We start from the raw sequence: 26,265 nt of genomic DNA, 5'->3' as shown, positions 1-26,265 counted from the left end.
GCGTGGTCGACAACGGCAGCCGGGATGCCAGCGCCACCGTGGCCAGAGCCAACGGCGCCGAGGTGCTGCGGGAACCCCGGGCCGGCTACGGCCGTGCCTGCTGGCGTGGCCTGAGCGCCCTGCCCCCCACGGTCCGCTGGATCCTGTTCTGCGACGGCGATGGCAGCGACGACCTGGCGGCGATCCGTGGCTGGAGAGCACTGATGCCGGAGGCGGATCTGATCCTCGGCAACCGCCAGGCCACTGCCGCCGGCCGACGCCTGCTGACCCCCGTGCAGCGGTTCGGCAACGACCTGGCCACCACCCTGATCCGTCTGGGCTGGGGGCATCGCTATGCCGATCTGGGCCCCCTGCGGCTCGTCCGCCGTCAGGCCCTCGAGGCGATGGGGATGCGGGATCGGGGCTTCGGCTGGACCATCGAGATGCAGGTGAAGGCCCTCGAGGCGGGTCTGCGCATCCGCGAATGTGCGGTCGCCCACCATCCCCGCCGCGGCGGCCGCTCGAAGATCTCCGGAACCATCGGGGGCAGCCTGCGGGCAGGGCTCGGCATCCTGGGCACCCTCGGAAGGCTGTACGGGCGGCGTCTGCTCCAGCGGCCGCAGCGGCACTGAGCTGATGGTCACGGCGCTGTCCATCCCGAGCGATCCCGAGCGCAGCCAGCCGACCTGGGTGCTGATCGGCAGTGCCCTGCTGCTGGTGGGCGGTTCGCTGCTGATGGCCCCCCATGGCCAGCTCACCGATCCGCTGGTGCTGGGGCGGTTCTGGCCGGCGGCGGCCGTGATGGCCGGGGGCTTCGCCCTCTCCTGGCGGCTGGAGGCGGTGGGACGGTGGGCGTTCTGGGGGGTGGCCCTGGCCGCCCGCCTGCTGCTGCTGCCGATGGAGCCGAGCGACGACATCTGGCGGTATCTCTGGGAGGGGCAGATCCAGCTGCTCGGCTTCAACCCGTTCGAGCTGCCCCCCGCCGACGCCGCTCTGGCGGCGTGGCGCCCGCCCTGGTGGGCCCTGATCAACCATCCCGATGTGACGGCGATCTACCCGCCGCTCACCCAGCTGCTGTTCCGGCTGCTGGCTCTGCCGGGGCCGAGCGTGCTCGTGTTCAAGCTGGCCTTCGTGGCCGCGGACCTGGGCGTCTGTGCCCTGCTGGTGCGCCGCTTCGGCCGCCGACGCAGCCTGCTCTACGGCTGGAACCCCCTGATCCTGGTGAGCTTTGCCGGAGGGGGGCATTTCGACAGCTGGTTCCTGCTGCCCCTGGCGGCCGCCTGGACCCTGGGTCCGCGGCAGCGGCTGGCCGCCGCCCTGCTGGTGGGGCTCAGCGTGGCGATCAAATGGATCTCCCTGCCGATGCTCGCCCACCAGCTCTGGCAGCCGCTCCGGGCCCGGCGCTGGCGCCAGGCCCTCGCCATGGCCCTGCTCGGTCTGCTGCCGATGGCCGCGGCCTCCCTGGCCTTCTGTGATCGGCGCCGCTGTGCCCTCGTGCCGATGGGGTCGTCCTTCGTGCGCCATGGGCGCAGCGCCGAACTGGTGCCCCATCTGGTGGGCAGGGTGTGGAGCTGGTCGGTGCAGCACAACGGGGTGTTTCTGCTCGCCCTGGCGGCGGTGACCCTGCTGCTGCTCGGACGCCGTGCCGACCTGGGCAGATTCAGCCGCCGCTATCTGCTCGCCCTGCTGCTGCTCTCACCGATCGTCCATGTCTGGTACTTCAGCTGGCTGATCCCCTTCGGGCTGCCGACGCGGGCCTGGGCTGAACGGCTGGTGAGCCTCTCCGGGTTCGTGTACTTCGTCCTTCCGTCCCGCCTGCCCGACTGGCAGCTCAGCGACGCCGAACGGCTGCTGCTGTGGGGCCCCCTGGTCGCCGGCCTCGCGCTGGAGGCCCTCGCGGCCGGCGGCGCGCCGGCCGATGACCAGCCCGACGACCGGCCCGATGCCCCCTCCCCCCCCGAACGGCCATGAACCCACCGACGCTCCGCCACCTCCCGGCCCTGGGCCTGGGTCTGCTGCTGCTCAGCGGCTGCGGCCTCGCTCCGAACCGCCTGGCGGGTTCGCCACCGTCAGCAACACCTCCAGCGGCACTTCCAGCGGCACCGCCGGCCCGTGCGACGCCCACCCCACCCCTGGAGCACCAGGCGCTGGCCAGGGTTCTGAAGCGCGTCGTGGATCGCGACGGGCTGGTCGACTACCGGAGACTGCAACGGGATCCGGGCGACCTGGAGACCTACCTGGCCGAGCTCGGAGCCGTGCCCGCCGCGAGCTTCGCCGCCTGGGACGAGACCGAACAGATTGCGTTCCTGATCAACGCCTACAACGCCCTCACCCTGGCCTCGATCATCCGCCAGGAGCCGATCCGGCCGAGCATCCGCGACATCTGGGGGGTCTGGAACCTGACCCGGCACCGGGTGGCCGGAGAGGCCGTCACCCTCGACCACATCGAGCACGGCATCCTGCGCCGGCGCTACGACGAGCCCCGGATCCATGCGGCCCTGGTCTGCGCGGCGATCAGCTGTCCCCCCCTGCGCCAGGAGCCCTTCCGGGGGGCCAGCCTGGAGCACCAGCTCGAAGACCAGTCCCGCCGCTGGCTGCGCAGCCGCCACGGCCTTCAGATCGACCGGGCCGCCGGCACGGTGGGGATCTCGGCCATCTTCCAGTGGTTCGGGGACGACTGGAAGCGCCGCTACGCCACCGATCACGGGTTCGGGCGGCATCGGGACCGCCGGGCGGTGCTGAACTTCATCAGCGGCTACGTCAGCGCCGCGGATCGCGACCTGCTGCGCCGGGGCGACTACCGCCTGAGCGTCCTGGAGTACGACTGGTCCCTGAACAGCCAACCTGACGGATCCTGATGGGAAGCCCCCGGGAACAGGTGCAGCAGGCCCTGGCGGCCGGAGGCACCACCACCGCCGCCGCCCTGGAGCTCTTCGATGCCCTGCCGGTCGTCGAGGTCGAAGCCATGCTCGGCAGCTGGGAGGGCCAGGGCTTCCCCACCGGCCATCCGCTGGATGGTCTGCTGGAGGCCTTCCACTGGCGCGGCAAGCGCTTCGACAGTCCGGAGGATGGCCACCCCCTAGTGTTCACGGGACCGGGCGGCGGGGAGGTCGCCCTCGACCCCGGCAGGATCGGCCCGCTGCTGGCCCTGGCCACCCGGGTGCCGATGCCCAGGAGCGGACTGGCCGGCCGGCTGTTCCAGCTCTGCACCCCGCTGCTGAGCACCAGCCACTCCCGCTCCCGGCTGCGGATGATCCGCCACCGCGACCGGACCAGCGCCACGATGGTCTACGACCAGCTGCCGATCCTGGATGTCTTCCGCCGGATCGATGACGACACCCTGCTCGGCCTGATGGATGGCAAGGGCATGGCCCAGCCCTTCTTCTTCCTGCTGCGGCGGGCCGACGCGCCGCACCGAACGCCATGCGCGACTTCGCCGCACTGATCGAGGTCCTTGATCACACCAGCGGCACCAGCGCCAGGGTGGCGGTGCTGGAGGCCTGGTTCGGCGCGGCCCCTGCCGCGGATGCGGCCTGGGCCCTGCACTGCCTGCTGGGCAAGCAGCGCCGCAGGCTGATCACCGGCCGCCGCCTGCGTCAGATCTGCCTGGAGGCCTCCGGGCTGCCGGAGTGGCTGTTCGAGGATTGCTACGCCCAGGTCGGCGACTCCGCCGAGACCATCGCCCTGCTGTGGCGTCAGCACCAGCCCCAGGCTGGGGAGGAGCCCACCGCCCCCCTCCAGGACTGGATGGAACGGCGCCTGCCGGCCCTGGCCGCCCTGGAGGGAGCGGAGCAGGCCGAAGCCGTCAGGGCCCTCTGGCGGGGCCTGGACAGCGCTGAACTGCTGGTGGTCAACAAACTGCTCAGCGGTGGCTTCCGGATCGGCGTGGCCCAGGGGCTGGTGCTGCGGGCCCTGGCGCGCCTCAGCGGGCTGGAGCAGACCCAGCTCGCCCACCGGCTGATGGGGGACTTCCGGCCCAGCGCCGAGGCGTGGCAGGCCCTGCTGGCCCCAGCGGTGGAGGGCGAGGGGCCCGGCAGCCGCCCCTATCCCTTCTTCCTGGCCTCGCCGCTGGTGCCGCCGGACGATCCCACCCAGCCGCCCCTGCCGGGTGCCGCGGACGACTGGCTGATCGAGTGGAAATGGGACGGCATCCGCGGCCAGCTGATCCGCCGCGCCGCCGGCAGTTTTCTCTGGAGCCGCGGCGAGGAGCTGATCAACCCCGCCTTCCCGGAGCTGATCGCCCTGGCCGACACGCTGCCCGCCGGCACCGTGCTGGACGGCGAGGTGGTCGTCTGGCCGGCGGAGGCCGCCCGGCCCGCCCCCTTCGCCAGCCTGCAGCGCCGCCTGGGCCGCCGCGCCCCCGGCCGCAGCCTGCTGACCGCCTGCCCGGCGACCTTCATCGCCTACGACCTGCTGGAAGGGGAGGGCCGCGACCTGCGGGCCGAGCCCCTGCACCGGCGCCGCGCCGCCCTGGAGGCCCTGCACCGCAGCCTCGCGGCGGCGGCCGAGGCTCCTGAAGCCGGGCTCCTGCGGCTCTCCCCCCAGCTGCCCCTGGCGCACTGGGAGGAGCTGGAGCAGCTGCGCCGCCAGGCCGAGAGTGCCGGCGCCGAGGGCGTGATGCTCAAGGCGGCCGCCTCCCCCTACCGGGTGGGTCGCCGCCGCGGCGACTGGTGGAAGCACAAGCGGGATCCCTACCGCCTCGATGCGGTGCTGCTCTACGCCCAGGCCGGCAGCGGCCGCCGCGCCAACCTCTTCACCGACTACACCTTCGGCCTCTGGGATGCCCCCCCCGCCGGCGGGGAACGGCGGCTGGTCAGCTTCGCCAAGGCCTACTCCGGACTGGACGACCAGGAGATCGCGGCCCTGGATCGCTGGATCCGCAGCCACACGTCCGAGCGTTTCGGGCCGGTGCGGGCGGTGGAGCCCCTGCAGGTGTTCGAGCTGGCCTTCGAAGGCCTGCAGCCCTCGAAACGGCACCGAAGCGGCATCGCCGTGCGCTTCCCGCGCATCAGCCGCTGGCGCCGGGACAAGCCGGCCGCCGAAGCCGACTGCCTCGCCAGCGCCCTGGAGCTGCTGCGTGACGCCGACAGGCACACCCACGTGCCATCCGACTGACCACCTGAGAGCCACGACCCGCGGCTGCAAAAAAGTCGTTAAGGTACGCCACTTTTAGCAGTTGACGATGTCTGAATCCGGCCTCCTCGTTGTCGTGGCTCTGGGGAAAGTGATCCTCGGTTGTGGTCTGGTGTTCGTGACACTCAGGGCCCTGCGCCGCTGGCTCGGAGGCCTGACCAGCCGCACGGGCACCCAGACCGATGACCGCCTGGTGAGCGCGGTGCTGCGCACGGCAGGCCCGATCGGCTATCTGGGCGCGCTGTGGTGGGGATGGACGTCCCTGGCGGAGGATTTCGATGTGTTCAGATCCGGAGACTGGACGAATCGGCTGATTGAAGGGGCGGTTCAGTTGACGGCGATCGTGCTGATCGTGCGTCTGATCAACCGGGTGCTGCTGCTGTTGCTCGACCGGGCGCTGGTGCGGCTCGGCCACGAGAACCAGCTGGACCTGCTGCGGGGGCTCGATCCGATGATCCGCTCGCTGGTCTGGATCCTCGGGCTGCTGGTGTTTCTCCAGAACCAGGGCGTGCAGATGGGTGCCATCTATGCCTCCCTGGCCGGCGCGGGCATCGGGATTGGCCTGGCCCTGAAGGGTCCGATTTCAAACTTTCTCAACTACCTCACGATCCTGCTGGATGAACCCTTCAGGATCGGCGACTTCATCTGTTTCGATGGTTTCCATGGAACGGTTGAGGGTGTGGGGATCCGTTCCACCGTCCTTCGCAGTCTGAGCGGTGAGCGGATTGTGATCAGCAACGAGGATCTCCTCGGCAAGACCATCCAGAACTATGGAGATCTTCCCAAGCGGCGGATCTCCACAACCCTTGGGCTGGTCTACCAGACCCCGGTAGCGACGCTGAAGTCCATCCCCGCTCTGATTGAAAGCGTGATTCAGGAGCATCACCCTGCTGAATTCGACCGCTGCCATTTCACCCGCTTCGCAGGGAGCTGCCTGGAATTCGAATTCGTCTATTTCGTTCCCAACGCCGACATCGTGCTGTACCTGGACCTTCAGCAGAAGATCAACATCGGAATCATGGAAGTCTTCCAGCGCCACGCCATCGACTTCGCCTACCCCACCCAGACCCTCTTCCTCGAGCAACCAGGCGAGACCCGGGGCGAACTGGTCCGGCCCGCGCTGGCCTGAGCCACAGACACGCCGCCGTTCAGCGGTACACGGAGCGCCCGTCCCCCGGCAGCAGCCCCAGGCTGGCGGGGTCGATGCGCTTGCCGGCGGTCACCTCGGCCTCCTGATCCTCCCCGCTGCCCCAGAGCTCCACGCAGAGCACATCCCCGTCCTCGGCGGTGTAGTCGGCGTAGCGGCAGCTGCCCGGACGGCGGTTCATCCTGCGCAGGGTGGCGGTCACGCTGGCCCTGCCCTGTTCCTGCAGGGTGTAGGCGCGCCCCTGCCAGCTCAGCTGCCGCGGCAGGGGCAGGGGCGGCCGGAACGGCACCGACTCCAGCCAGCTCACCTCCAGCCAGTCGTCCTCGCACACCACCAGCCAACGGGCGACCTCCCCATCACGCAGCAGGTACTCGAGCCACTGGAAGCCCTCGTCGTCGTAGAGCAGGCGATCTTCCACCACCCAGTCCCGGCCGTCGGCCTGCACGATGTCGCCCAGCTGAAGGTCGAACAGGGTGCGCTCCCGCAGCGCCAGCGTCCCGGAGCGGGGGGGGCGCAGCCGGCGGGAGCGCTGCACGACCAGCAGCACCACGCCGACGGCCAGGAGCACCAGCAGCACCAGAACGGCCATCGGGACCCCGGCAGCGGCGAGACCGCAGGCTATCGGTGCCGCGTCGGACCGCCGGCGGCTGGGCGACTGGCCAGGGCTCAGTCGGCCCGCCAGCGGCTCTGGCGCTGGTAATCCACCAGCACCGGCCGGGTCAGCCGGTTGGCGCGCACCGGCTCACCGGGCCCCGGGCGCAGATCCCGCGGCAGCTCGAACAGCCTGGCGAGCTGGACGTTGTCGATCCAGCGCCCCTCGAAGGGGAGCACGGCCGGGGGCTGCGCCGGTCCGGGACGACGGGCGAGTACGAATCCCCACGGGCCGAAGCTGGGCACATCGACGCTGTAGGGGTGGGTCTCCAGATCCAGCGCCGCGAAGGTGGCCTGGATCGAAGCCAGCACCTTCGGCGTGAAGAAGGGTGTGGAGGCCTGGGTCACCACCAGTCCCTGCGGGGCCAGCCTGCGCAGCAGGCGGCCGTAGAAACCGACGCTGTAGAGGCGGGCCAGGGGCGGGGTGGCCGGATCGGGGAAATCGGCGATCACCACGTCGTACTGGCCTGGGAGGGCGTCCACCAGGGCGAAGGCATCCCCAAGGTGAACCCGCACGCGGCCGTCCTCCAGGCTGTCGCGGTTCAGCCGGCGCAGGAAGGGGTGCTGCCGCGCCAGCCGCACCACCGCCGGATCCAGCTCCACCAGGTCCACCCGACGCACGCCCGGCCAGCGCAGGATCTCCCGCAGGGCCAGCCCGTCCCCGGCGCCGAGCAGCAGCACCCGTGCCGCCCGGCCGTGAAGGGCCATGGCGGGGTGCACCAGAGCCTCGTGGTAGCGGTATTCATCCAGGCTCGAGAACTGCAGATTGCCGTCCAGGAAGAGGCGCAGGTCGTCGCGGCGACGGGTCAGCACGATCCGCTGGTGGCGGGTCTGCAGCCGACCGACCACCGGATCCTCGTAGAGCCGGTCTTCGATGCGGTCGCCCAGGGGGGCCACCACGAGGGCGAGGGCCCCCACCAGGGGCAGCCCGGCGCTCACCGGCCAGCGCCAGCGACGGAGTTCGGGGAAGCCCCAGCACAGCGCCCAGCCGCAGAGGAGCGGCACCAGGGCCAGCAGGGCCGCCGTGGGCAGCAGCCCCAGCGCCGGAAGCAGCAGCAACGGAAAGGCCAGGGAGCCCACCAGCGCCCCGAGGTAATCCAGGGCCAGCACCCGCGCCAGGGCGGTGCGCAGCTGCTCCTGGCCCTCCAGCAATCGCGTCAGGATCGGCAGCTCCATGCCGCCCAGCACCCCCACCAGCAGGGTCAGCACCACCACGGCCAGCCAGAGGGGGCCGTCGGCGGCGAACAGGGCGAACAGGGCCAGCGGTCCCAGCAGGCAGAGCGGGCTGAGGCACAGCTCCACCAGCACGAAACAGCGCAGCAGCGGTCGGCGCGGCCGCAGACCGTTGGCCACGAACTGGCTCAGCCAGGCCCCCAGACCCATCGCCGCCAGGAAGGTTCCCACCACCACGCCGGTGGCCAGGGCCGCATCCCCGGCCAGGTAGCTGGCCTGAGTGACGAGCAGCAGTTCGAGCACCAGGCCCACGGTGGAGGAGAGGGCGGCGCTGGCCAGCAGCAGCCTCACCTGCAGCGGACGGAGCGGTGGCAGCGGCCTCACTTCGCCCCACCCGGCCCCCGGCCCTGGAAACCGTCCCAGTCGCGGCTGGGCGTGCGGCTCCGCCAGCGGCCGCCGACGTAGGCACCGCGGTGGCTGACGCCGCTGGAACGGGAGGCCGTGGGGGTACCCTCCTGCCCCAGCCGGTAGAGGAAGGGCCGGGTGATCGCCAGGCCGGTCCCCAGCAGCACCGCCATCACCACCAGGCCGAGGATCAGCTGACGTTCCATCCAGGTTGCGGCGGTCTCAGGCGGAGGGTGCCGCCGGAGGGGGCACCCACGCTGGCAGGGGAGCAGGCTGCGGTGGGGGCAGGGACCGGGCCTCCACCGACCAGGGGGTCACCACGCCATCCTCCACGAGCAGCTCCAGCCACTCGAGTTCGAGTCCACCGCCCGCCAGTGCTTCCGGCAGGCTGACCCGCACCCGCACGCTGCAGGGCTCGGCCAGGCGCAGGTGGGAGCGGGAGACCACCGTCCACCACGCATCGTCGGAGCCCTCGTGATGGTGCAGCCGCAGGGACTGGCGTTCGTGCAGCAGGGTGCGCCCGAGGCTGTCGCTGAGGCTGAGCTCCATCGGCACCTCCGCCGGTGGGGCGTCGCGCCGGAGCGGCGGGTCGTCGGGCTCCTCGTAGCGGGCGCGCACCCCCAGCCGCAGCAGGCCGGGACCACCCAGCAGCAGCCGCTCCGCCACCGTCCCCTCATCCCGCCGGAGGCGCCGGCGCAGGCGGCAGTCGCCGTACACCGCCATCCACAGCATCCGCACCAGCACGGCCGCCACCAGGGCGGTGACCAGCAGCAGGGTGCGGTCGACGCTGTGGTTCTCCATCCGCAGACGCACCCGCAGGGGCCCGTCCAGCACGTCGCCGCTGGCGCCGAGCAGCTCCTGGCGCACCAGCCGCAACCGGTAGGTGCCGCTGCCGCGCGGCCGCAGGGCCAGCTCCACGGCACCGTCCCCTTCGTCGTAGGTGCCGCTCTCCCCGTCCTCCTGCCAGGTGCCGACCTCGCGCCAGCCCTCCTTGGAGAGCTGGAGCACGGGCTGGCCGGCCGCGTCGAGCAGATCCACGTCGAGCAGCAGGCTGCTGTTGGGAGGGATCTCGGCGCGCAGCTCGAGGAGCGGGCTGCCCAGCCAGCCGTCCTCGAGCCGGAACGGCTGGGTTTCGACAGGCTCGTCGCCATCGAGGATCAGCAGCTGCTGCTGGCGAGGACCCAAGAGGGACACCAACAGCGACAACAGCAGCACCAGCAGGGGCAGCAGCGGCAGCAGGGCGGCCAGCAGGGGCCAGCGCACCACGGCTGAAGCACCGGCGACGCTTGGCTGGGATGGCGGCGGCATCGCGCTCTCCAGGCCAGGATCTCGCGTCTCGGTACCCTACGGGGTGATGGGTCCTCCGGCCCCAGGGCCGCTGCCGCCACCCGCCCGATTCCGATGCCCGTTCCGTTCCGCCAGTTGCTCTACACCGTGGGCTGGACCGTGGTGGGCGTGCTGCTCGTCTATGGCAGCACCGTGCTGTTCGACCGCCTGGCACCGATCGACTACCGGGCTGAGATCCGCAAGGGCAACGTGGCCGCCGGCCTGGTGCTGGCCGCGGTGATCCTGGCCGTGGCCGCCGTGGTCGTCACCGTGCTGGCCACCTGAGACGCAGCCCCGGGGTGCCTCCATCCATCCGGACCCAGCTGGGTCCGATCGAAACCTGGTTCCAGCAGCAGGGCTGGACGCCCCTTCCCTTCCAGCGCCAGTGCTGGCGGGCCTATCTGGAGGGCCGCAGCGGCCTGATTCAGGTGCCCACGGGATCCGGCAAGACCTATGCCGCGGTCATGGGACCGATCGCCGCCCTGCTGGCCGAGGGATCCCAGGGGCCCAGCCCCGGCCTGCGGCTCCTCTACCTCACCCCGCTGCGCGCCCTGAGCCGCGACCTGGCCCAGGCGATCCAGGCCCCGATCACGGCCATGGGCTGGCCCCTGCGCGTCGCCATCCGCAACGGCGACACCCCGAGCGCTGAACGCACCCGCCAGCTGCGCACCCCACCCCACATCCTGATCACCACCCCGGAGTCGCTCAGCCTGCTGCTGGCCAATCCCCGGGCGGCCGAACTGTTCGGCGCGCTGGAGGCGGTGGTGCTCGACGAGTGGCACGAACTGCTGGGCAGCAAGCGGGGAAGCCAGTGCGAGCTCTGCCTCAGCTGGCTGCGGCGCCTGCGACCAGGCCTGCGCACCTGGGCGGTGAGCGCCACCCTCGGCAACCTCGAGGAGGCGGCGCGGTGCGCCGTGGGAGCTCCGCCAGGCGTCGAAGCCGCCGCAGGGCCCACCACCACGGCAGAGACCACCACCGTGGAGACCACCATGACGGAGACCACCTCGCCGGTGCTGATCCGTGCCCGGCTGAAACGGCCCACCGCCATCCGCAGCCTGCTGCCCGACCAGATCGATGGCTTCCCCTGGGCCGGACACCTGGGGCTCCGCATGTACGAGGAGCTGGTGGCGGCCCTGGATCCCGCCATCTCCACCCTGCTGTTCACCAACACCCGCAACCAGGCCGAGCGGTGGCACCAGTGCCTCCGCTACGCCTGCCCGGAGATGGAGGACGCCATGGCCCTCCACCACAGCGCCATCGACCGGGAAAGCCGCGAGACGATCGAGGCCGGCGTGAAATCGGGCCTGCTGCGCTGGGTCGTGTGCACCAGTTCCCTTGATCTGGGCGTCGATTTCCAGCCGGTGGAGCGGGTGGTGCAGATCGGCAGCGCCAAGAACCTGGCGCGGCTGCTGCAGCGGGCCGGCCGCAGCGCCCACGCTCCAGGCGGCACCTCCCAGGTGCTGTTCCTGCCCACCAACGCCCTCGAACTGCTCGAGGTGAGCGCCATGCGCCGCGGCCTGGCCGAGGGGGTGATGGAAACGCGCCGGCCGCCGCAGGCCCCCATCGACGTGCTGCTCCAGCACCTCACCACCCTGGCCTGCGGACCGGGATTCCATCCGGACCAGGAGCTGGCCACCGTGCGCAGCGCCTGGAGCTACCAGCAGCTCGATCAGGCGAGCTGGGACTGGTGCCTGCGGTTTCTGGAACATGGCGGCGACTGCCTGGGGGCCTACCCGCGCTTTCGCAAGCTGGAGCGCGACGGCGAGGGCGACGCGACACGGCTGCGGGTCAGGCAGGCGCCCATCGCCCGCCTGCATCGCCTCAACATCGGCACGATCACCTCCGACCGGGCCGTGACGGTGCGGTTCGTGCGGGGGGCCGTGCTCGGTCATGTGGAGGAGGCCTTCATCGGCAGGCTGCGGCCAGGGGATGTGTTCTTCTTCGCCGGCCGCCAGCTGGAGTTCGTGCGCCTGCGGGAGATGGTCGCCCACGTGAAGGCCACCCGCCGCCGCAGCAGCGCCGTGCCGGCCTGGGCCGGCGGCCAGATGGCCATCTCGGATCTGCTCAGCCGGCACCTGCGCGACGAGGTGGACCGCTGCGCCCGGGCCCTTGACGGCTCCGGCGCCGGGACCGGCCGCCTCGACACGGCGGAACTGCAGGCGCTTGAACCGCTGCTGCGCCGGCAGGCCGACCTCTCCCACCTGCCCCGCAGCGACCAGTTTCTGGTGGAGGTCTGCCGCAGCCGGGAAGGAAGCCACCTGTTCGCCTATCCCTTCGAGGGGCGCTTCGTGCACGAGGGGATCGGCTTCCTCTGGGCCTGGCGGCTGGCGAGGCACCACCCCTCGACGATCACCGTGTCGGTGAACGACTACGGATTTGAGCTGCTGGCCCCGCAGAACTACCCCTTCGATGAGCTGTTCGCGTGCCATGGGGATGACCTGCTGGAGACGGGCCACCTGGAGGCCGACCTGGAGCAGGCCATCAACCTCTCCGAACTGACCCGGCGGCGCTTCCGCTCCATCGCCCAGATCAGCGGCCTGGTGCTGAACGGGTACCCCGGCCAGGCGAAGCAAGGCGCTCAGCTGCAGATCAGCGCCGCCCTGCTCTTCGACGTGTTCCAGCGGCATGAACCGGCCAACCAGCTGCTGGCCCAGGCCCGGGCCGAGGTGATGGCGGATCAGCTGGAACTGCCGAGGATCGCCACCGCCCTGGAGCGGCTGCTCAGCTGCCGCCTCCTGCTGGTGCGCACCGCCCGGCCGGGCCCCTTCGCCTTTCCCCTTCTTGCCGAGCGACTCAACAACCGGATGAGCAATGAATCGTTGCTGGAGCGACTGACGCGGCTGCGCGAGGAAGCCGAGCGGGTGGAGCACTGCTAGGACTGGACTCCATCGCAGGGAGAGGCCAGCCCATCGCCATGCTGGCAACGGGACCCCATCTCTGGCAGATCAAGCGCCTTTCCGCTGCCGTGCTGGCGACCGGGCTTGTGCTCACCACGGGGGTGGCGGAACTCACCCGCAGGTTCGGCGTGACCGAACACATCCGGATCGAGCAGGGCCTGCTCACCCAGATGACCAAGGCCGTGCGCTCGAAGCTTGATGTCAACATCGCCCTGCTCTCTGCCGTGGTAGGGCTGTTCGACGCCTCCAGCGCGGTCGATCGCCAGGAATTCAGGAGCTTCTACGGTTCCATCGCCAGCCAGGCCGCCCACAGCGGAGAGCTCGCCGGTGTTCAGGGAATCGGCTTTGCACGGCGTCTGCTGCCGCAGGACCTTCCCGGCTTCGTGGCAGAGGTGCAGGGGCAGGGTGACCCATCCTTCAGCGTGCATCCCACGGCCCAGGGTCCTCTGCATGCCGTGGTGGATTTCCTCGAGCCCTTCAACCTGCGCAACCGGCGCACCGTGGGGCTCGACCTCTATGCCGACCCCGACTCCCGGGAGGCCCTGGAACGCTCGGCCCGGACCGGCCAGGCCACCCTGACCGGGCCCGTGGAGCTGCTGGCGGAGCGGGCTCCGGGCGCCCAGAGCGGCGCGGTGCTGGTCCTGCCGGTCTTCTCCCACAGCAGCAGTCCCCCTTCCAGCCCCGCGGAGCTGGAGGGGCCCGAGGGATGGGCCTTCTCGCCGCTCCGGATGGACGAGCTGATCACCAGCGCCCTCAGCGGCATCGCCGATCCGGCCCTGCCCGGTGCCGTGATCCAGGTGCACGACACCACACCGGGACAGCCGAACAGCCTGCTGTTCAGCACGGCCGAGAGCGGCGATCCCGCACGCGCCTCAGCGAGGGGGAGCCGGCAGAACCTTCAGCTGGCCGGGAGGAGCTGGACAATCCAGCTGACGCTCCTTCCGGGTCAGTGGAGCCGGCTGGGGATCACCCCATCCTTCTGGCTGGTGCTGAGCTCCGGCCTGGGCACCACCCTGCTGGCCGCCATGGGGGCTCACCTGCTGGCCCGCAATCAGCTCACCACCCGGAAGGCGCTGGCTCTCAGTGAGGCCGCCTCGCAGGAGCGGGCCCTGGCCAGCACGGTGTTCGATGCCAGCGACCAGGGCATCGTGGTGACGGACCACCAGGGCCGGATCCTGATGGCCAACAACACCTTCACCCAGCTCACCGGCTACAGGCTCTCGGAGATCCAGGCCCAGCACCCCCGTCAGCTCCTGTCCGGGGAGCACAGCGAGGCCTTCTACCGGGACATCGGCGAAACCCTGCTGCAACGGGGTTACTGGCAGGGCGATCTCTGGAACCGGATCCGCAGCGAGGAACTGCGGCGCCTGCACCTGGCCATCTCCACGGTGCGGGATGAGGACCTCTCCCCCCGCTACTACGTGGGGTTCCTGCAGGACATCACCGAACGGCACCGTGCCGAGGAGACCGTCCGCTTCCAGGCCCTGCACGACTCCCTCACGGGCCTGGCCAACCGGGCGTTGATGATGCAGCAGCTGGAACGCGATCTGGCCCTGGCCAAGCGCCACGGACGCTCCGTCGGGCTGCTCTACCTGGATCTCGACGGCTTCAAGCTGGTCAATGACCGCTACGGCCACGCCACCGGTGACCGCGTGCTGCAGGTGATGGGCGAGCGTCTCCAGAACGTGCTGCGGGAAAGCGACCTGCTCTGCCGGCAGGGGGGAGATGAGTTCGTGGTGGTGGTCCCCGACGCCGGCACACCGGATGAACTGGTGACCCTGGCGAGCAAGCTCGTGGCCACCACCCGCGAGCCCGTGGAGGGTCTGGATCCGCGCATCCGGTTGTCGGCCTGCGTGGGGATCGCCCGCTTCCCGGACCATGGTCTCGACACCGATGGACTGATCGGTGCCGCCGACCGGGCCATGTATGCCGCCAAACGGCGGACGGGAATTCACGTTCAGCTGGCGGAGATGCGGCAGCAGGCCCCGCTCTGAACCGTCAGGCCTTTTCCAGTTTCTTCACTATGAACGCCATCAGAGCCAGGGAAGCCGCCAGGGCCACCAACAGGGCAAGGGTCATGGTCGAGGCCAGGAGTCAGCAGGATTATGGCCGCGGCCCGGGAGGCGGCGGCACGGGAGGCTGCCGTACGGGGGGGAGCTGTCGGTGAGCGGGACTGCGGTGTTCGTCTACGGCACGCTCAAGCGGGGCATGCGTGCCCACCACAGGCTCGGGGGGGCGGCGTTCCAGGGGGAGGCCAGCCTGTCGGGGGCCTGGCTCCACGATCTGGGCCCCTTTCCGATGGCCGTTCCGGCACCACCCGAGGAGCCCGAGGCGCAGGTGCACGGCGAACTGTTCAGGGTGGAGCCGGCGACCCTGGCCCAGCTCGATCGGTTCGAAGGGGTGCCGCGGCTGTACCAGCGCCACTGGCTGGAACTCAGCAACCACCAGCGCGCCTGGGTGTACCTGGGCCAGGCCCACCAGGTGCGCTTCTCACCGCGCCTGGCCGATGGCCGCTGGCGCGGAGCAGCGGCGCAGCGATGAGCCAGCCACCAAACGCGGCAGCAGCTGGCATGGGCGTCGCTCTGCTCGGGGCCCTGGCCCTGGCCAGCGCTCTGATGGTGGGCCTGGCGGGGGGTATCCCGGCGTCTGTGGTCCAGCCCTTCCGGCCTCGCGCGGCCCACGCTGCGGAGGGAAACCGGGAACAGTGTCTGCAGTGGGCCCGCAGCCGCGGCCCGGAGCGGGCGACGCTCGCCGACGAGCTCGGCCGGCGCAACGGACTCACCAAGATCCACCGGCTGGCCGAGTCCGATCCAGGCTCAGGGCGCAGCCTCTACACCACCGCGGACATCCTGCGGCTGTGCCGGCGATCGTGAAGGGGGCCTAGCCCACCACCAGCCAGCGCCCGGCGACTGCGAGCGTGAGCACCAGCCCCCCGCCGAGCAGCCGCCCGCGGAGCCCTGGCTGGAGCAGCCGCAGCAGCAGCACAGCGGAACCGAAGGCGCCCACCAGCATGGCCCCCGTCTGGCAGAAGCCCACCACGTGGGGATCGGCACTCCACTGGGCCAGGGGCAGCAGCGGCGCGGCCGGCCACGCTGGCGGCAGGCCGGCGGCACTGACGGGCAACAGCCGGCCGGCTTCGGCCATGCCCACCGGCAGATGGCGCGCCAGCAGCACCGCCCAGAGGAGGGGGAGCAGGGCATAGGTCAGCAGCCGCTGCCGCGGTGCCGGCAGCAGCAGGCCGCCCAGCAGAAAGAGCAATGAAGGCAGCGCCAGCGCCAGCGCCCCGAACGCGCATCGCGGCAGCAGCGGCCCGCTCTGGAGCGCATCCGGTGCCAGGGACCACCACCCCAGCAGCCGCTGCCAGTGGTGCAGGCAGACACCGCCGGCCAGCACCAGGATGAGGCCCAGCTCCCCGGCGGGCGGGTCCATGTCCCGCTGGAGATCCGCGGCCGGAGGCCGCAGCCGCAGCTGCACCGAGCGATGGGGACAGGCCTGGGCGCAGGTGAGACAGAGCACGCAGTTGCGGTTGTCGCTGAGGTGGGCCGGGTGGGTCCCCAGGGGACAGCCGGCCGTGGCCAGCCCTTCGCCGTCGGCGGGGCCACCCTTGAAGCAGGCATAGGTGCTGCAACTGCCGCTGCAGGTGCCGACCTGGGCCCGGAGTTCCAGCACGGAAAGCTTGGCGAACAGCCCGTTCATGCCTCCCACCGGGCAGAGGTAGCGGCACCAGAACCGCTTCTCGTAAACGAGGGAGCCGACGACGGCCCCAGCGGTGATCAGCAGCAGCAGGCAGCTGCTCAACCAGGCCGTGTCCTCGAGGTTCCAGAGCTCCTCCCAGAAAAGAATGGCCGCAAACCCTGCCGCCAGCGCGGGGGCTGCCCAGCGATCGGTGTCCCCCCGCGGCCAGGGGCGGGGTTGCCAGCCCAGCCGACCGGCCAGCCGTTGGACGATCTCACCCCAGACCATGAAGGGGCAGAAGGAACACCAGAGCCGCCCCACCAGCGGGTAGCCCAGCAGGATCAGCGGCCACCACCAGGCCCAGAACAGGTTGAGGGCACCGCTTTGGCCCCGGTCCTGGGGGCCGAGCCACAACCACAGGTTCACCAGCACGAAGAGCCAGCTCACCACACCGAACAGCAGACCGTTCCAGAGGCGGGGCGAACGCATCAGCTCCCGCAGGCGGGGCTTCCAGCGCCACAGGTCGAACCGGAGCCGCAGCCCCCGCGACGGCGTCCAGAAGACATCGTCAGGAAGCAGCCGGGGCCCACCGGCGGCCCGCATCGTCCGCTCGGTTCCCTGGCGCCGCACCTGCTGCAGGGCGCGGTACACCAGCTCATCGAGCTCGCGCAGGTTGTTGGGGAAGTCGTAGCTCTGCAACCGCTTCACCACCGTGTCGCTGACGTCGGGGAAAGGGCTCCAGCCCAGCTTGCGCGCGCGCTGGCGGACCAGATAGCGCAGCCAATCACCCAGGTCCTGGCGCCGCACCCGCAGCGGCGGCACCCGAATCAGCCGGCAGGCCGCATCAAAACGCGGCAGGGAGCACTCCGCAGTGAAGAAGACGCGGCCATGGAACTGGCGCCACGAGCCATCTGCCCCCGGGGAGCGCCAGCGGCCCGTGCTGGCCAGCTCCAGCAGCTGCTGCTGCAGCACAGCCGACACCTGATCGAGCTTGTCGATCAGCAGGGCCCCCTCCTGCAGACAGTCGAGCAGCGAACCCTCCCCATCCGAGCTGGCGCTGCCGAAAAGGGTCCCCCCATCCGCACGCAGGGTGGCGCCATCGACGCGCACCATCAGCTGCCGCCGGGCCGGAGAACCGAAGTGAATCAGGGCGGCGATGTTGTCCTTTTCCAGGCCGGGCTCGCCGCTGATCAGCACGGGCCGGGCCTCGGGGTCGGCGGCAGCGGCCCGGATCTGGTCGCGCAGCCGCTGGGCATAGCGGCTGGTGCCGACAATGCCCCGACGGGAACGCGCCACCAGATGGGGGGCCAGCTTCAGCAGGCAGGCCTGGGAATCAGGGGGCACGGCACACCCGCCACAGCACAGCCGATTCTGAAGGCTGCAGCCCGCGACAGAGCTGCAACAGACAAGCTCTGCGCCGGATCGGCCCGCCGCCAGACCAGCATGGTCTTCAGGCTTCCCAATCTCCGCCATCGGCCTGCACGATTCCCTCGCTCATGGCTCAGCATTCGGCGATGGCTCAGCATTGAGTCTCCATGTCCCGGTGCAGCCTGGGCCTGATGTGCACCGGAGCAAGATCAGCAGCGCCTGATGATCAACAGGACCGTTCTGACGCCTTGCCACTTCACTTCCAGCCGCTCGATCTGGCCGTGATCGCCTTGGGGAGTGGGCGCACCTGATCGCGAATGGCTGCAGCTCTGATCACACCATGGGCGCCTGGGACAGCCCCTCAGCCCATGGCGAAACCGATGGCAAAACCCATGGCGAAACCGCCAAAGCGCCGCGGGTTGGCACCGCAGCATGGCTTCGTGCGCCACGGATGCGCAGCCCCCGTTCAGCCATGAGCGACGCAGTCCCCTTCCAGTGGCAGGGCCATCGCCTGGAGCTGCTGGCCGGGCGGGCGATCTGGGATCCCGATCGCCGCACCCTGCTGCTGGCCGACCTGCACCTGGGCAAGGCCGAGACCTTCCAGGTCCATGGCGTTCCCCTGCCCACGGATGGGGATGCCGCCACCCTCAACGCCCTGCTCGGCCTGGCCGATCGGCTGGGCCCGCGCCAGGTGATCGTGCTCGGGGATCTGATTCACAGCCGCCTGGGATTGACCGCCACCCTGCGCGCCAAGCTGGCGGCCCTGCCGGAGCTGCTGGGCTGTCCGCTGCGGCTGGTGGGCGGCAACCACGAACGCGGCAGCTGGATCGCCGATCTGCCCCAGGAGCCCTCCCAGGCCCTCGGGCCCTGGTGGCTCAGCCACGAGCCCGAGGCCTTGCCAGGCCATCTCAACCTCTGCGGCCATCTCCATCCGGTGGCCGTCGTCGGGAACGGCGCCGACCGGCTGCGCCTGCCCTGTTTCAGTTACTGCCGCCGGCAGGAGAGGCTCGCCCTGCCGGCCTTCGGGCAGCTCACCGGCGGCCATCCGCTGCCGCCCGGGGAGGAACAGTGGCTCGTGGCCGAGGGATCCGTGCTGGCCTGGCCCTGCGCCCCCTCCCTCACCCATCGGCGGCGAGGGCGCGCACCACGTCACCGCGGGTGAGCACCCCCACGGGCCGCCGCGCCTCATCCAGCACGAACAGGCGCTGGGTGCTGGCCTCATGCAGCTGTTTCGCCGCCCCGGGCAGGGGAAGATCGCCCGCGCAGGTGTGGGGATGGCGGCCCATCACCTCCCCCACGGTGCTGCCCAGCACCTGGTGCACCTGCTTGTCCCACTGGAGGGGGTTGCGCAGGTAGATCACCGCATCGAGCAGCATCACGTAGGGGCCCGCATCGAAGCCGCTCTCCCGCACCATCAGGTCCTGCTCGGTCAGCTCCCCCACCAGGCTGCCGTCGGCATCGAGCACGGGCAGGCCGCTGACGTGGTGCTCACTCATCAGCTTCACCGCCTCCTGCAGGGGGGTGTCGACACCCACACTCAGCACCGGGCTGCTCATCACGGCGGAGACGGACTGTTGGACCACGGGCGAGGACGACGGCATGGAGGCATTCTGAGCCTGAGCCTGGGAGGCGCCGTGGGGCCGGAGAGAATGCGACGCCTGGCCGATGGCCTCACCCTGCTGCGGGCCTGGCTGGGGCTGCCCCTGCTGCTCGCCCTGCTGCTTGACCGGGGCGCCCTGGCCTGGCTGCTGCTGCTGCTGGGGGGCCTCAGCGACTGGGCCGATGGGGTGATCGCCCGCCGAGCCGGCGGTGGATCCGTGTGGGGGGCCCGCCTGGATCCCCTCACCGACAAGATCCTGATCAGTGCCCCACTCCTCTGGCTGGGAGCCCAGGGCATCCTGCCGCTGCTGGCGGTCTGGCTTCTCCTGGCCCGGGAGCTGCTGATCTCGGGCTGGCGGAGCGGGCAGGGCAGCGGAGGGCCCGCCTCCCTCGCCGGAAAACTCAAGACCGTCCTCCAGTTCGCCAGCCTGCTGCTGCTGCTCTGGCCCTGGGCGGGAAGGGAGGTGCTGATGCAGCTGGGCTGGTGGCTGTTCTGGCCGTCCCTGGCCCTGGCCCTGGCTTCGGCCTGGGGCTACCTGCGCCAGGCCTGACCAGGTGGCTCAGGCCCCCAGCAGGACCGCATCGGTGCCGAAGTCCGGCGTGGTGGGTGCGCGCAGGGCATAGTCGTGGTCATAGCTGTCCACGAGGGTGGCCTCGAGGTCGAAGGCCGGCTCCCAGGCCAGCTCGCGCCGCACCCGATGGGTGTCGGTGAGGAAATGGGCCATGCGCAGGGGGAAGGCCTTGCGTGCCTTCCGCTCCAGTCCGGCAGGATCGAAGCTGCGGATCTCCACCGCGCCGGGGTCCCGCCCGCAGGCCCGCGCCGCGGCCTCGACCAGCCCCCGGAAGGTCACGCCCTGCGTGCCGGTGCAGTTGTAGATCCGGTTGGCCGCCGCATCCACCTCGATGCAGCGGGCCATGGCCGCGGCCAGATCCCGGACATGGCCCAGCTGGGTGATGGTGGTGCCATCGCCAGGGAGGGGCACCGGTCGGCCGTGCAGGATGCGATCGAAGAACCAGCTCTCCACGGGGTTGTAGTTGCCCGGCCCCACGATGTAGGTCGGCCGGAAGCTGGTGAAGGGGATCCCCTGCTGCTGGAGCCAGGTCTCCGTCTCGGCCTTGCCGGCGTGACGGCTGGCCGGGTCGGTCGGGCTCTCCTCATCCAGGGGCCAGAGCTCGGAATCGGCGTAGACACCGGCCGAGCTCACATACACGAACCGGTGGCTCGGCGGCCCGGTGCGCTCGATCACGGCACGGGAATCCGCCAGGGTGCGGCCCGAACTGTCCACGATCACCTCGAAGGCACGCTCCGCCAGCACCTCCAGATCGGCGGAGCTGCTGCGGTCACCCACCAGGTGCTCCAGGCCGGGGGGAACGGGATGACGCCCCCGGGTGAAGAGCGTGAGGGCATGCCCCGCCGCCTGGAGCTGCTCCACCAGGGGCTTGCCGACGAAGCGGGTCCCCCCCATCACGAGAATTCGCATCGATGCCCCTGACGCCTGCGGCGCCATTCTCAGGGTTCAGGGGCAGCGGACCCGGAGCAGCCGCTGCGCATGGGCTCTCGGGTCCTGGAGCCTCAGGCCGCGCTCGGCGATGACCAGAACGCCTCCAGCTCGGTGATCGGCCGGGGACGACCGAACAGAAAGCCCTGAAGCCTGGAGTAGCCCATCGCGATCAGCAGATCGGCCTGCTCCCTGGTCTCGACCCCCTCGGCGGTGACGGTGAGGTCGCAGGCCTCACCCATCTGGAGCATCACCTGGCAGAGGGCCCGGGAGCGGGGGGCGTGCTCGATGTCGGCCACAAAGGAGCGATCCACCTTCACATGGGAGAAGGGGAAGGAGCGCAGGACCGCAAGGGAGGCATAGCCGGTGCCGAAGTCGTCCAGGGCAAGACGGAAACCACAGTCGGCCAGGTCGTGCAGCAGCCGCAGCAGGTCGGGATCCGCATCCAGCTTGTGGCTTTCGGTGAGTTCCAGGCAGATCGCGTCGCACGGCACCCCCGCCTGACGCACCACCCGGCGCAGCTGGGGCAGCAGATTGGGGGAGCGGAGCTGCAGCACCGAGAGGTTGACGTTGATCGCCAGCTCCCGCTGCCGGATCACGGGGTCGGTCAGCAAGGTGCAGGCGGCCTGGAACATGGCCAGGCCGATGCGGTCGATCCCTCCGGTCTCCTCCGCCAGGGCAATGCATTGATCCGGCCGGATGCCCGAGAGTCCGGCGATGGGGGAGACCCGGAACAGCAACTCGAGGGCGACGATCCGATCGAGCCGGAGATCGACGATCGGCTGGGCATGGGGATTGAGCAGACCCTCGCCCACGATCCCCTTGAGCCGTTGCACCGCCTGCAGGCGAGCCAGGGACGGGGGGACGGGACTGGCCCCGAGGGAGAGGGAGTCCACGCCGCGAAGATGGTCAGCTGCCATGGTGCACGACCCGTCAGGACAGCAGGGCCCAGGGCCCGGGGCCAGGCCGATGGCCTGATCGATGGCGCTCGCTCGCCATGGGGATGCCGGGAGACAAGGCCTTCCAAGCGAACAGCAGCGAAGCCGAACCGGCCACCGCAGGCCTTCCAGCTCTCCAACCGCACCCAGGCCGCAGGCCGCTCAGCCCCTCAGCAGGCGCGCCCAGAGGGGCACGGTGAGCAGGGCCAGCAGGGTGCTCCACAGGACCAGACTCGCCGCATCCGCCGCACCCGCCCCGTCGCCGCCGGTGGCTGGAACGGGGTCCTCCGCCCCGTCGCCGCCGGGCTGAACCGCCTCGGCCAGCAGCAGGACCGAGACGGCTGTGGGGGTCGCGGCCTGCAGGACCACAGCGGCCCGGGCCGGGGCAGGGAGATGGAGCAGCTGCAGAACCCCCAGGGCCAGGAGGGGGAAGAGCAGCAGCTTCACCACCACCGCCGGCCAGAGGCGCGGCGGCAGGGGCACCGTCAGCGCCGGGGCCATCCGCAGACCCACCATCACCAGCGAGAGCGCCACGATCACCCGGGCTGGCCACCACACCAGCGCAGCCAGCGGGTCCCGCCACGGGGTGAGCTGCACCAGCAGCGCCGCCGCCAGCCCCCGGATGGCGGGGCTGGAGAGCAGCGAAGCGATCAGCAGACGGGGCCGCAGGCCCTGAGCACCGATCAGCACCGGCCCCAGGCTCCAGGTGAGCAGGGTGGCGGCGAGGTCGTAGCTGACGCTGTAGCCGATCACGTCCGCGGGGAGCAGGGCCAGGGCCGCCGGGATGCCGAAGTAGGCCGTGTTGCCCACCACGGCCCCCAGCTGCTCCACCGGGGCGCGCAGCCAGCGACCCACGAGCAGCAGACCAACCGCCACCATCCCCAGGGCCAGGGCCAGCACGTCGGCGAAGCGCCAGTCGACACCGGCGCGCAGCAGCAGGCCCATCACGCTGAAGGGAACCCCGTAGCGCACCATCAGGGGGGCCAGACGGGTGGCCAGACCGGGCCAGCGGCGCGCCAGCAGCAACCCGGCCAGCAGGGCGGGCACCAGCTCGAACAGAAAGGCCACGACCCATCCAGACCCTGCCCCCAGGATGGCGGCCTTCGCTGACGACCCATGCGCCTCGGCCAGGCCTACACGGCCCAGTCCCCCGTGCTGGTGCGGTCCCAGGGCCACCGGCACTTCAGCGTGGTCGGCCAGCGGGGCAGGGGAAGGACGCGGGCCGCCGAGCTGGCCGCCGTGCTCGCGCCGGGTCTGCGGCTGGTGGTGCCCCTGGCCGAGCTGCGCGACAGGCGGCTCTGGCAGCCTGGCTGGCAGCAGCTGCGCCGTCCCATGCAGATCATCCCCGCCATCGACCTGCTGGACGGTCACTGCGTGCGGCTGCACCAGGGGGACTACGGACAGGTGACCCGGTTCTCGGATGACCCCGTCGCCCAGGCCCTGGCCTGGCAGGAGCAGGGGGCGACGCGCCTCCACCTGGTCGATCTGGATGGCGCCCGCAGCGGCGCCCCGGTGAATGATGCCGCCGTCCGGGCGATCACAGCCGCCCTGGCGATCCCGGTGCAGCTGGGCGGCGGGGTCCGCACCCTGGAGCGGGCCGACGACCTGCTGGCCTTCGGGCTGGATCGGGTCATCCTCGGCACCGTGGCCCTGGAGCAGCCCGACCTGGTGGACACCTTGGCCGCGCGGCATCCGGGCCGGATCGTGGTGGGCATCGATGCCAAGGACGGCAAGGTGGCCACCCGCGGCTGGCTGGAGGAGAGCCAGACCGAGGCCACGGCCCTGGCCCAGCGGTTCAGCGCCAGCGGAATCGCCGCCATCATCAGCACCGACATCGCCACCGATGGCACCCTGGCCGGCCCCAACCTCGAGGCCCTGCGGGCGATGGCGATGGCCAGCAGCGTGCCGGTGATCGCCTCCGGCGGCATCGGCCACCTGGAGCACCTGCTGTCGCTGCTGGCGCTGGAGCCCCTCGGGGTGAGCGGCGTGATCGTGGGGAGAGCCCTGTACGACGGCCGCATCGATCTGCCGGAAGCCATCCAGGCCATCGGCGAAGGGCGGCTCCAGGACGTCGGTCCCACCGCCAGCTCCGCCTGCATCGGTTGATCCGGGGGACGCCGCCGGGGGGCGCCGCCGCGTGGCCAGCCGCCCGACCAGCCGCCCGACCCTGGCCAGACCGTAGCCGGATCGGTTGCGGTTTCCCCTATAACAGAATGTGATCCCAACGGTGCCACGGTTGAGCGCAGCAGGCCTGCCACTCTCGGAGCTGCCGGTTCCTCCAGAGGCATCGGCCCGTGCAGCCGAGCCCGCCGCACCGGTCGCCGACGTCGAAGCCGTCTACCGGCGCTGCCGCGACCTCGGCATGCGGCTCAGCCGTCAGCGGCGCATGGTGCTCGATCTGCTCTGGGCCGAGAGGAGCCACCTCAGTGCGCGCGACATCTTTGAAAAGCTGAACAACCTGGGCCGCAACATCGGCCACACCTCCGTCTACCAGAACCTCGAGGCGCTCCAGTCAGCTGGGGTGATCGAGTGCCTCGACCGCGCCAATGGCCGCCTCTACGGGTACCGCAGCGACCCCCACAGCCACCTGACCTGTCTCGATTCCGGCGCCATCCAGGACCTCGACGTGGCCCTGCCTGCGGACCTGCTCCGCCAGATCGAGCGCAGCACCGGCTACCGGATCGAGGGGTACACCCTCCACCTCAGCGGACGCCCCGTCACATCCGAGCTGGAGAAACCCGCCTGAGCTCGTTACCTTGGGCCATCACCATGGCCTGGGTGTGTGAGTCCGCAGCTTCTGCTGTTCGCTGAACCGCTCGTGGCGAACGGGCTGAAGCGCCTGCTCGAGGATCAGCTCGAGGGGATGGGTGTGATTTCGGCCGCGTCGGCGCTGCAGGGTGCCCCCGAGCTGGTGATCTGGCGCCCGGAGATCTGGCGCCCTGAGAACGGCAGCGATGCCAGCGTGCTGCGCCGCGAGGCCCTGCTGCTGCGCGAGCGGTGGCAACCCGCTCCCCTGCTGATCCTGCTGCCGCCGGGGCACCGGTTCGCGGCCTCCGCCCTTCTGGATCTTCCGGCCCATGGCCTGCTGGAGGCCCCCAGCCCGGAGCAGATCATCGACGCCGTCACCACCCTCCGCTCCGGCGGCCGGGTGGTGCAGCTGTGCTCCCCCGGCACCCCCTCCCCGTCCCCCCCTCCCCCCGCGTCCGGCGTCGGCCTCGGCCAGTGGCTGCTGGTGGGCGGGCTGGAGCAGATCGAGACCGTCCGCGCCCAGTGCCGCCGCCTGCTCGACCCGCCGCCCGCCAATCCCCTTCACCAGTGGATGCTCGAAGGTCGGCTGCGGGAACTGGCCTGCGCCCGCCAACTGCTCCTGCTGCTCTGGGGGCCGCTCAGCCTCGCCTGGGGGCTGCCCGAGGACAGCCCTGCGCCCGCCCACGATCCTGCCGACGCGTCCCGGGGCACCCAGCTCACCCTGCAGCAGCGCAACGCCGAGGGAATCTGGCTGGCGGTCCGCGGCCGGCTGGAGAGCTCCATCGCGGCAGGGCTGGCCAACCACAGCGGACAACTGCTGGCCATCGAAGGGTTGAGCCCCGCCCGCTGCGCCGATCTGCTGCTGGCCCTGCTCGATCAGCTGGAAGGGCTGCGGGCCCAGCTGGCCGCCGAGCCGGCGTCGCCGGCGGTGCTGAGGGAGCGCTGGGTCTCCCTCCAGCCCCAGCTCCGTGAGCAGGCCCTGCGGGCCATGGCCAGCCCCTATGTCCAGCTGCCCCGACAGGGAGCCCTCCAGCCCGTGGCCAGGACGCTGATCGAATCCAGCGATCTGGCGGTCGACGATCCGGAACTTCCCGATGCCCAGCCGATGCTGGCCACGCTCGTGATGGCCCAACCCCTGCTGGTGGACGGGCAGCTGCTGGCCGCCGACGAACTGCGGGCCATCCTCCAGCTGGAGCGGCTGGTGGCGAACTGGCTGGTGCGCACCGCTGAGCTGCTGGCCGCCGAGGTCCTGGCCTGCTGCGGCCCCTGGCCCGAGCTGCGCCGCTACCTGCTCAGGGCCGACCTGCTCTCGACCCGCAATCTGGAACGGCTGCGCAACCAGTTGAACGCCCAGCAGCGCTGGAGCGACTGGTTCGAGCGGCCGATCGCGCTCTACGAGAGCCGCCGCCGGCTGCTGTGCGTCGATGCCGGAACCATCGGTGCGGTGAACCTGCTGGAACCCCGCGATGCCGAACTCCGCCGCCTGCGCCCCCTGCAGCAGCTGGTGACCCTGGCGCTGGAAACCCGAGACGCCCTGGCCCCCCAGCTGCGCCAGCTGATCCAGGGGGTGGGGAACCTGGTGGTGGTGCTGCTCACCCAGGTGGTGGGGCGGGCCATCGGCCTGATCGGGCGGGGCATCCTGCAGGGGCTGGGCCGCGGCGTGAGCCGTCCCTAGATGCCGGCACGCCAGGCCGGCGGGGCTTGGCTGCACAATGGCGCCACCAGGC

General features: G+C 71.1%; 25 protein-coding genes and 1 pseudogene. 17 read left to right on the top strand and 9 right to left on the bottom strand.

Annotated features, from left to right (window positions below; all coding sequences use genetic code 11):
• The 6 genes from ACLD7X_RS00560 to ACLD7X_RS00535 form a co-directional block, all read left to right on the top strand.
• Positions 1 to 611 (top strand): glycosyltransferase (locus ACLD7X_RS00560; protein ID WP_411421490.1); only part of this gene is annotated, 611 nt, incomplete at its 5' end.
• A gap of 4 nt (positions 612 to 615) precedes the next feature.
• Positions 616 to 1,950, top strand: a complete 1,335-nt coding sequence (locus tag ACLD7X_RS00555; protein ID WP_411421489.1) for a glycosyltransferase family 87 protein — start codon at positions 616 to 618, stop codon at positions 1,948 to 1,950.
• Positions 1,947 to 2,837: a DUF547 domain-containing protein gene (locus tag ACLD7X_RS00550; RefSeq protein ID WP_411421488.1), complete on the top strand. Its 891-nt coding sequence runs from the start codon at positions 1,947 to 1,949 to the stop codon at positions 2,835 to 2,837. The genes ACLD7X_RS00555 and ACLD7X_RS00550 overlap by 4 nt, the downstream gene beginning before the upstream one ends.
• Complete coding sequence (locus ACLD7X_RS00545) at positions 2,837 to 3,424, top strand: DUF4334 domain-containing protein (protein ID WP_411421487.1); 588 nt, start codon at positions 2,837 to 2,839, stop codon at positions 3,422 to 3,424. Before ACLD7X_RS00550 ends, ACLD7X_RS00545 begins: the two co-directional genes overlap by 1 nt.
• A complete protein-coding gene (locus ACLD7X_RS00540; protein WP_411421486.1) occupies positions 3,403 to 5,094 on the top strand; it encodes an ATP-dependent DNA ligase in 1,692 nt (563 codons plus the stop codon). Before ACLD7X_RS00545 ends, ACLD7X_RS00540 begins: the two co-directional genes overlap by 22 nt.
• Positions 5,095 to 5,161: 67 nt before the next feature.
• Entirely contained in the window at positions 5,162 to 6,241 is a 1,080-nt protein-coding gene (locus tag ACLD7X_RS00535; RefSeq protein ID WP_411421485.1) for a mechanosensitive ion channel family protein, read from the top strand.
• 19 nt (positions 6,242 to 6,260) lie between these two features.
• Here ACLD7X_RS00535 and ACLD7X_RS00530 read toward each other — a convergent pair whose 3' ends face one another.
• The 4 genes from ACLD7X_RS00530 to ACLD7X_RS00515 form a co-directional block, all read right to left on the bottom strand.
• Entirely contained in the window at positions 6,261 to 6,848 is a 588-nt protein-coding gene (locus tag ACLD7X_RS00530) for a DUF4178 domain-containing protein (RefSeq protein ID WP_411421484.1), read from the bottom strand.
• A gap of 77 nt (positions 6,849 to 6,925) precedes the next feature.
• The gene (locus ACLD7X_RS00525) at positions 6,926 to 8,467 is read right to left on the bottom strand and encodes a polyamine aminopropyltransferase (RefSeq protein ID WP_411421483.1); all 1,542 of its coding nucleotides are present in this window, start codon (positions 8,465 to 8,467) and stop codon (positions 6,926 to 6,928) included.
• The gene (locus tag ACLD7X_RS00520) at positions 8,464 to 8,694 is read right to left on the bottom strand and encodes a hypothetical protein (protein ID WP_411421482.1); all 231 of its coding nucleotides are present in this window, start codon (positions 8,692 to 8,694) and stop codon (positions 8,464 to 8,466) included. The genes ACLD7X_RS00525 and ACLD7X_RS00520 overlap by 4 nt, the downstream gene beginning before the upstream one ends.
• A 16-nt stretch (positions 8,695 to 8,710) precedes the next feature.
• On the bottom strand, positions 8,711 to 9,796 hold the full coding sequence (locus tag ACLD7X_RS00515; RefSeq protein WP_411421481.1) for a hypothetical protein: 1,086 nt from the start codon (positions 9,794 to 9,796) through the stop codon (positions 8,711 to 8,713).
• 93 nt (positions 9,797 to 9,889) lie between these two features.
• On the opposite strand from ACLD7X_RS00515, the gene ACLD7X_RS00510 reads away from it, so the two are divergent.
• From ACLD7X_RS00510 to ACLD7X_RS00490, 5 genes are all read left to right on the top strand, one after another.
• On the top strand, positions 9,890 to 10,099 hold the full coding sequence (locus ACLD7X_RS00510; protein ID WP_411421480.1) for a DUF350 domain-containing protein: 210 nt from the start codon (positions 9,890 to 9,892) through the stop codon (positions 10,097 to 10,099).
• A gap of 14 nt (positions 10,100 to 10,113) precedes the next feature.
• Positions 10,114 to 12,690, top strand: coding sequence for a ligase-associated DNA damage response DEXH box helicase (locus ACLD7X_RS00505; protein WP_411421479.1), 2,577 nt, complete (start codon positions 10,114 to 10,116; stop codon positions 12,688 to 12,690).
• Positions 12,691 to 12,728: 38 nt separating this feature from the next.
• Entirely contained in the window at positions 12,729 to 14,705 is a 1,977-nt protein-coding gene (locus tag ACLD7X_RS00500; protein ID WP_411421478.1) for a sensor domain-containing diguanylate cyclase, read from the top strand.
• A gap of 169 nt (positions 14,706 to 14,874) precedes the next feature.
• Positions 14,875 to 15,252, top strand: a complete 378-nt coding sequence (locus ACLD7X_RS00495) for a gamma-glutamylcyclotransferase family protein (protein ID WP_412007009.1) — start codon at positions 14,875 to 14,877, stop codon at positions 15,250 to 15,252.
• Between the two features lie 29 nt (positions 15,253 to 15,281).
• Positions 15,282 to 15,584, top strand: a complete 303-nt coding sequence (locus ACLD7X_RS00490) for a hypothetical protein (protein WP_411421476.1) — start codon at positions 15,282 to 15,284, stop codon at positions 15,582 to 15,584.
• 7 nt (positions 15,585 to 15,591) lie between these two features.
• Here ACLD7X_RS00490 and ACLD7X_RS00485 read toward each other — a convergent pair whose 3' ends face one another.
• Positions 15,592 to 17,730, bottom strand: coding sequence for a 4Fe-4S binding protein (locus ACLD7X_RS00485; RefSeq protein WP_411421475.1), 2,139 nt, complete (start codon positions 17,728 to 17,730; stop codon positions 15,592 to 15,594).
• Between the two features lie 496 nt (positions 17,731 to 18,226).
• Between ACLD7X_RS00485 and pdeM the strand changes: the two genes are divergently transcribed.
• Positions 18,227 to 18,916, top strand: coding sequence for a ligase-associated DNA damage response endonuclease PdeM (gene pdeM / locus ACLD7X_RS00480; protein ID WP_412007008.1), 690 nt, complete (start codon positions 18,227 to 18,229; stop codon positions 18,914 to 18,916).
• Here pdeM and ACLD7X_RS00475 read toward each other — a convergent pair.
• Entirely contained in the window at positions 18,873 to 19,337 is a 465-nt protein-coding gene (locus ACLD7X_RS00475) for a CBS domain-containing protein (RefSeq protein ID WP_411421472.1), read from the bottom strand. The two genes, pdeM and ACLD7X_RS00475, sit on opposite strands and share 44 nt — an antisense overlap.
• Before the next feature lie 51 nt (positions 19,338 to 19,388).
• Between ACLD7X_RS00475 and ACLD7X_RS00470 the strand changes: the two genes are divergently transcribed.
• Positions 19,389 to 19,904, top strand: coding sequence for a CDP-alcohol phosphatidyltransferase family protein (locus ACLD7X_RS00470; RefSeq protein WP_425625011.1), 516 nt, complete (start codon positions 19,389 to 19,391; stop codon positions 19,902 to 19,904).
• Between the two features lie 9 nt (positions 19,905 to 19,913).
• Here ACLD7X_RS00470 and ACLD7X_RS00465 read toward each other — a convergent pair whose 3' ends face one another.
• The 3 genes from ACLD7X_RS00465 to ACLD7X_RS00455 form a co-directional block, all read right to left on the bottom strand.
• Entirely contained in the window at positions 19,914 to 20,834 is a 921-nt protein-coding gene (locus ACLD7X_RS00465) for an NAD-dependent epimerase/dehydratase family protein (protein WP_411421470.1), read from the bottom strand.
• A gap of 92 nt (positions 20,835 to 20,926) precedes the next feature.
• The gene (locus ACLD7X_RS00460; RefSeq protein ID WP_411421469.1) at positions 20,927 to 21,772 is read right to left on the bottom strand and encodes an EAL domain-containing protein; all 846 of its coding nucleotides are present in this window, start codon (positions 21,770 to 21,772) and stop codon (positions 20,927 to 20,929) included.
• A 180-nt stretch (positions 21,773 to 21,952) separates the two neighbouring features.
• Entirely contained in the window at positions 21,953 to 22,858 is a 906-nt protein-coding gene (locus ACLD7X_RS00455) for an AEC family transporter (protein ID WP_411421468.1), read from the bottom strand.
• Between the two features lie 48 nt (positions 22,859 to 22,906).
• On the opposite strand from ACLD7X_RS00455, the pseudogene ACLD7X_RS00450 reads away from it, so the two are divergent.
• The 4 genes and pseudogenes from ACLD7X_RS00450 to ACLD7X_RS00435 all read left to right on the top strand — a co-directional run.
• Positions 22,907 to 23,095 (top strand): annotated as a pseudogene (locus tag ACLD7X_RS00450) (TIGR02450 family Trp-rich protein); the annotation flags it as partial.
• A 27-nt stretch (positions 23,096 to 23,122) separates the two neighbouring features.
• Complete coding sequence (gene hisA, locus ACLD7X_RS00445; RefSeq protein WP_411421497.1) at positions 23,123 to 23,896, top strand: 1-(5-phosphoribosyl)-5-[(5-phosphoribosylamino)methylideneamino]imidazole-4-carboxamide isomerase; 774 nt, start codon at positions 23,123 to 23,125, stop codon at positions 23,894 to 23,896.
• Positions 23,897 to 24,056: 160 nt separating this feature from the next.
• Positions 24,057 to 24,536 carry a Fur family transcriptional regulator gene (locus ACLD7X_RS00440; protein ID WP_411421496.1) on the top strand — a complete coding sequence of 160 codons (480 nt, stop codon included), beginning with the start codon at positions 24,057 to 24,059 and terminating at the stop codon, positions 24,534 to 24,536.
• 36 nt (positions 24,537 to 24,572) lie between these two features.
• Entirely contained in the window at positions 24,573 to 26,213 is a 1,641-nt protein-coding gene (locus ACLD7X_RS00435; RefSeq protein ID WP_411421467.1) for a DUF3685 domain-containing protein, read from the top strand.
• The last annotated feature ends 52 nt before the right edge of the window (positions 26,214 to 26,265 follow it).

This window comes from Aphanothece microscopica RSMan92, from assembly GCF_046613545.2.
Classification (GTDB): domain Bacteria; phylum Cyanobacteriota; class Cyanobacteriia; order PCC-6307; family Cyanobiaceae; genus NIES-981.
This window is presented reverse-complemented; position numbering and strand designations above follow the sequence as displayed.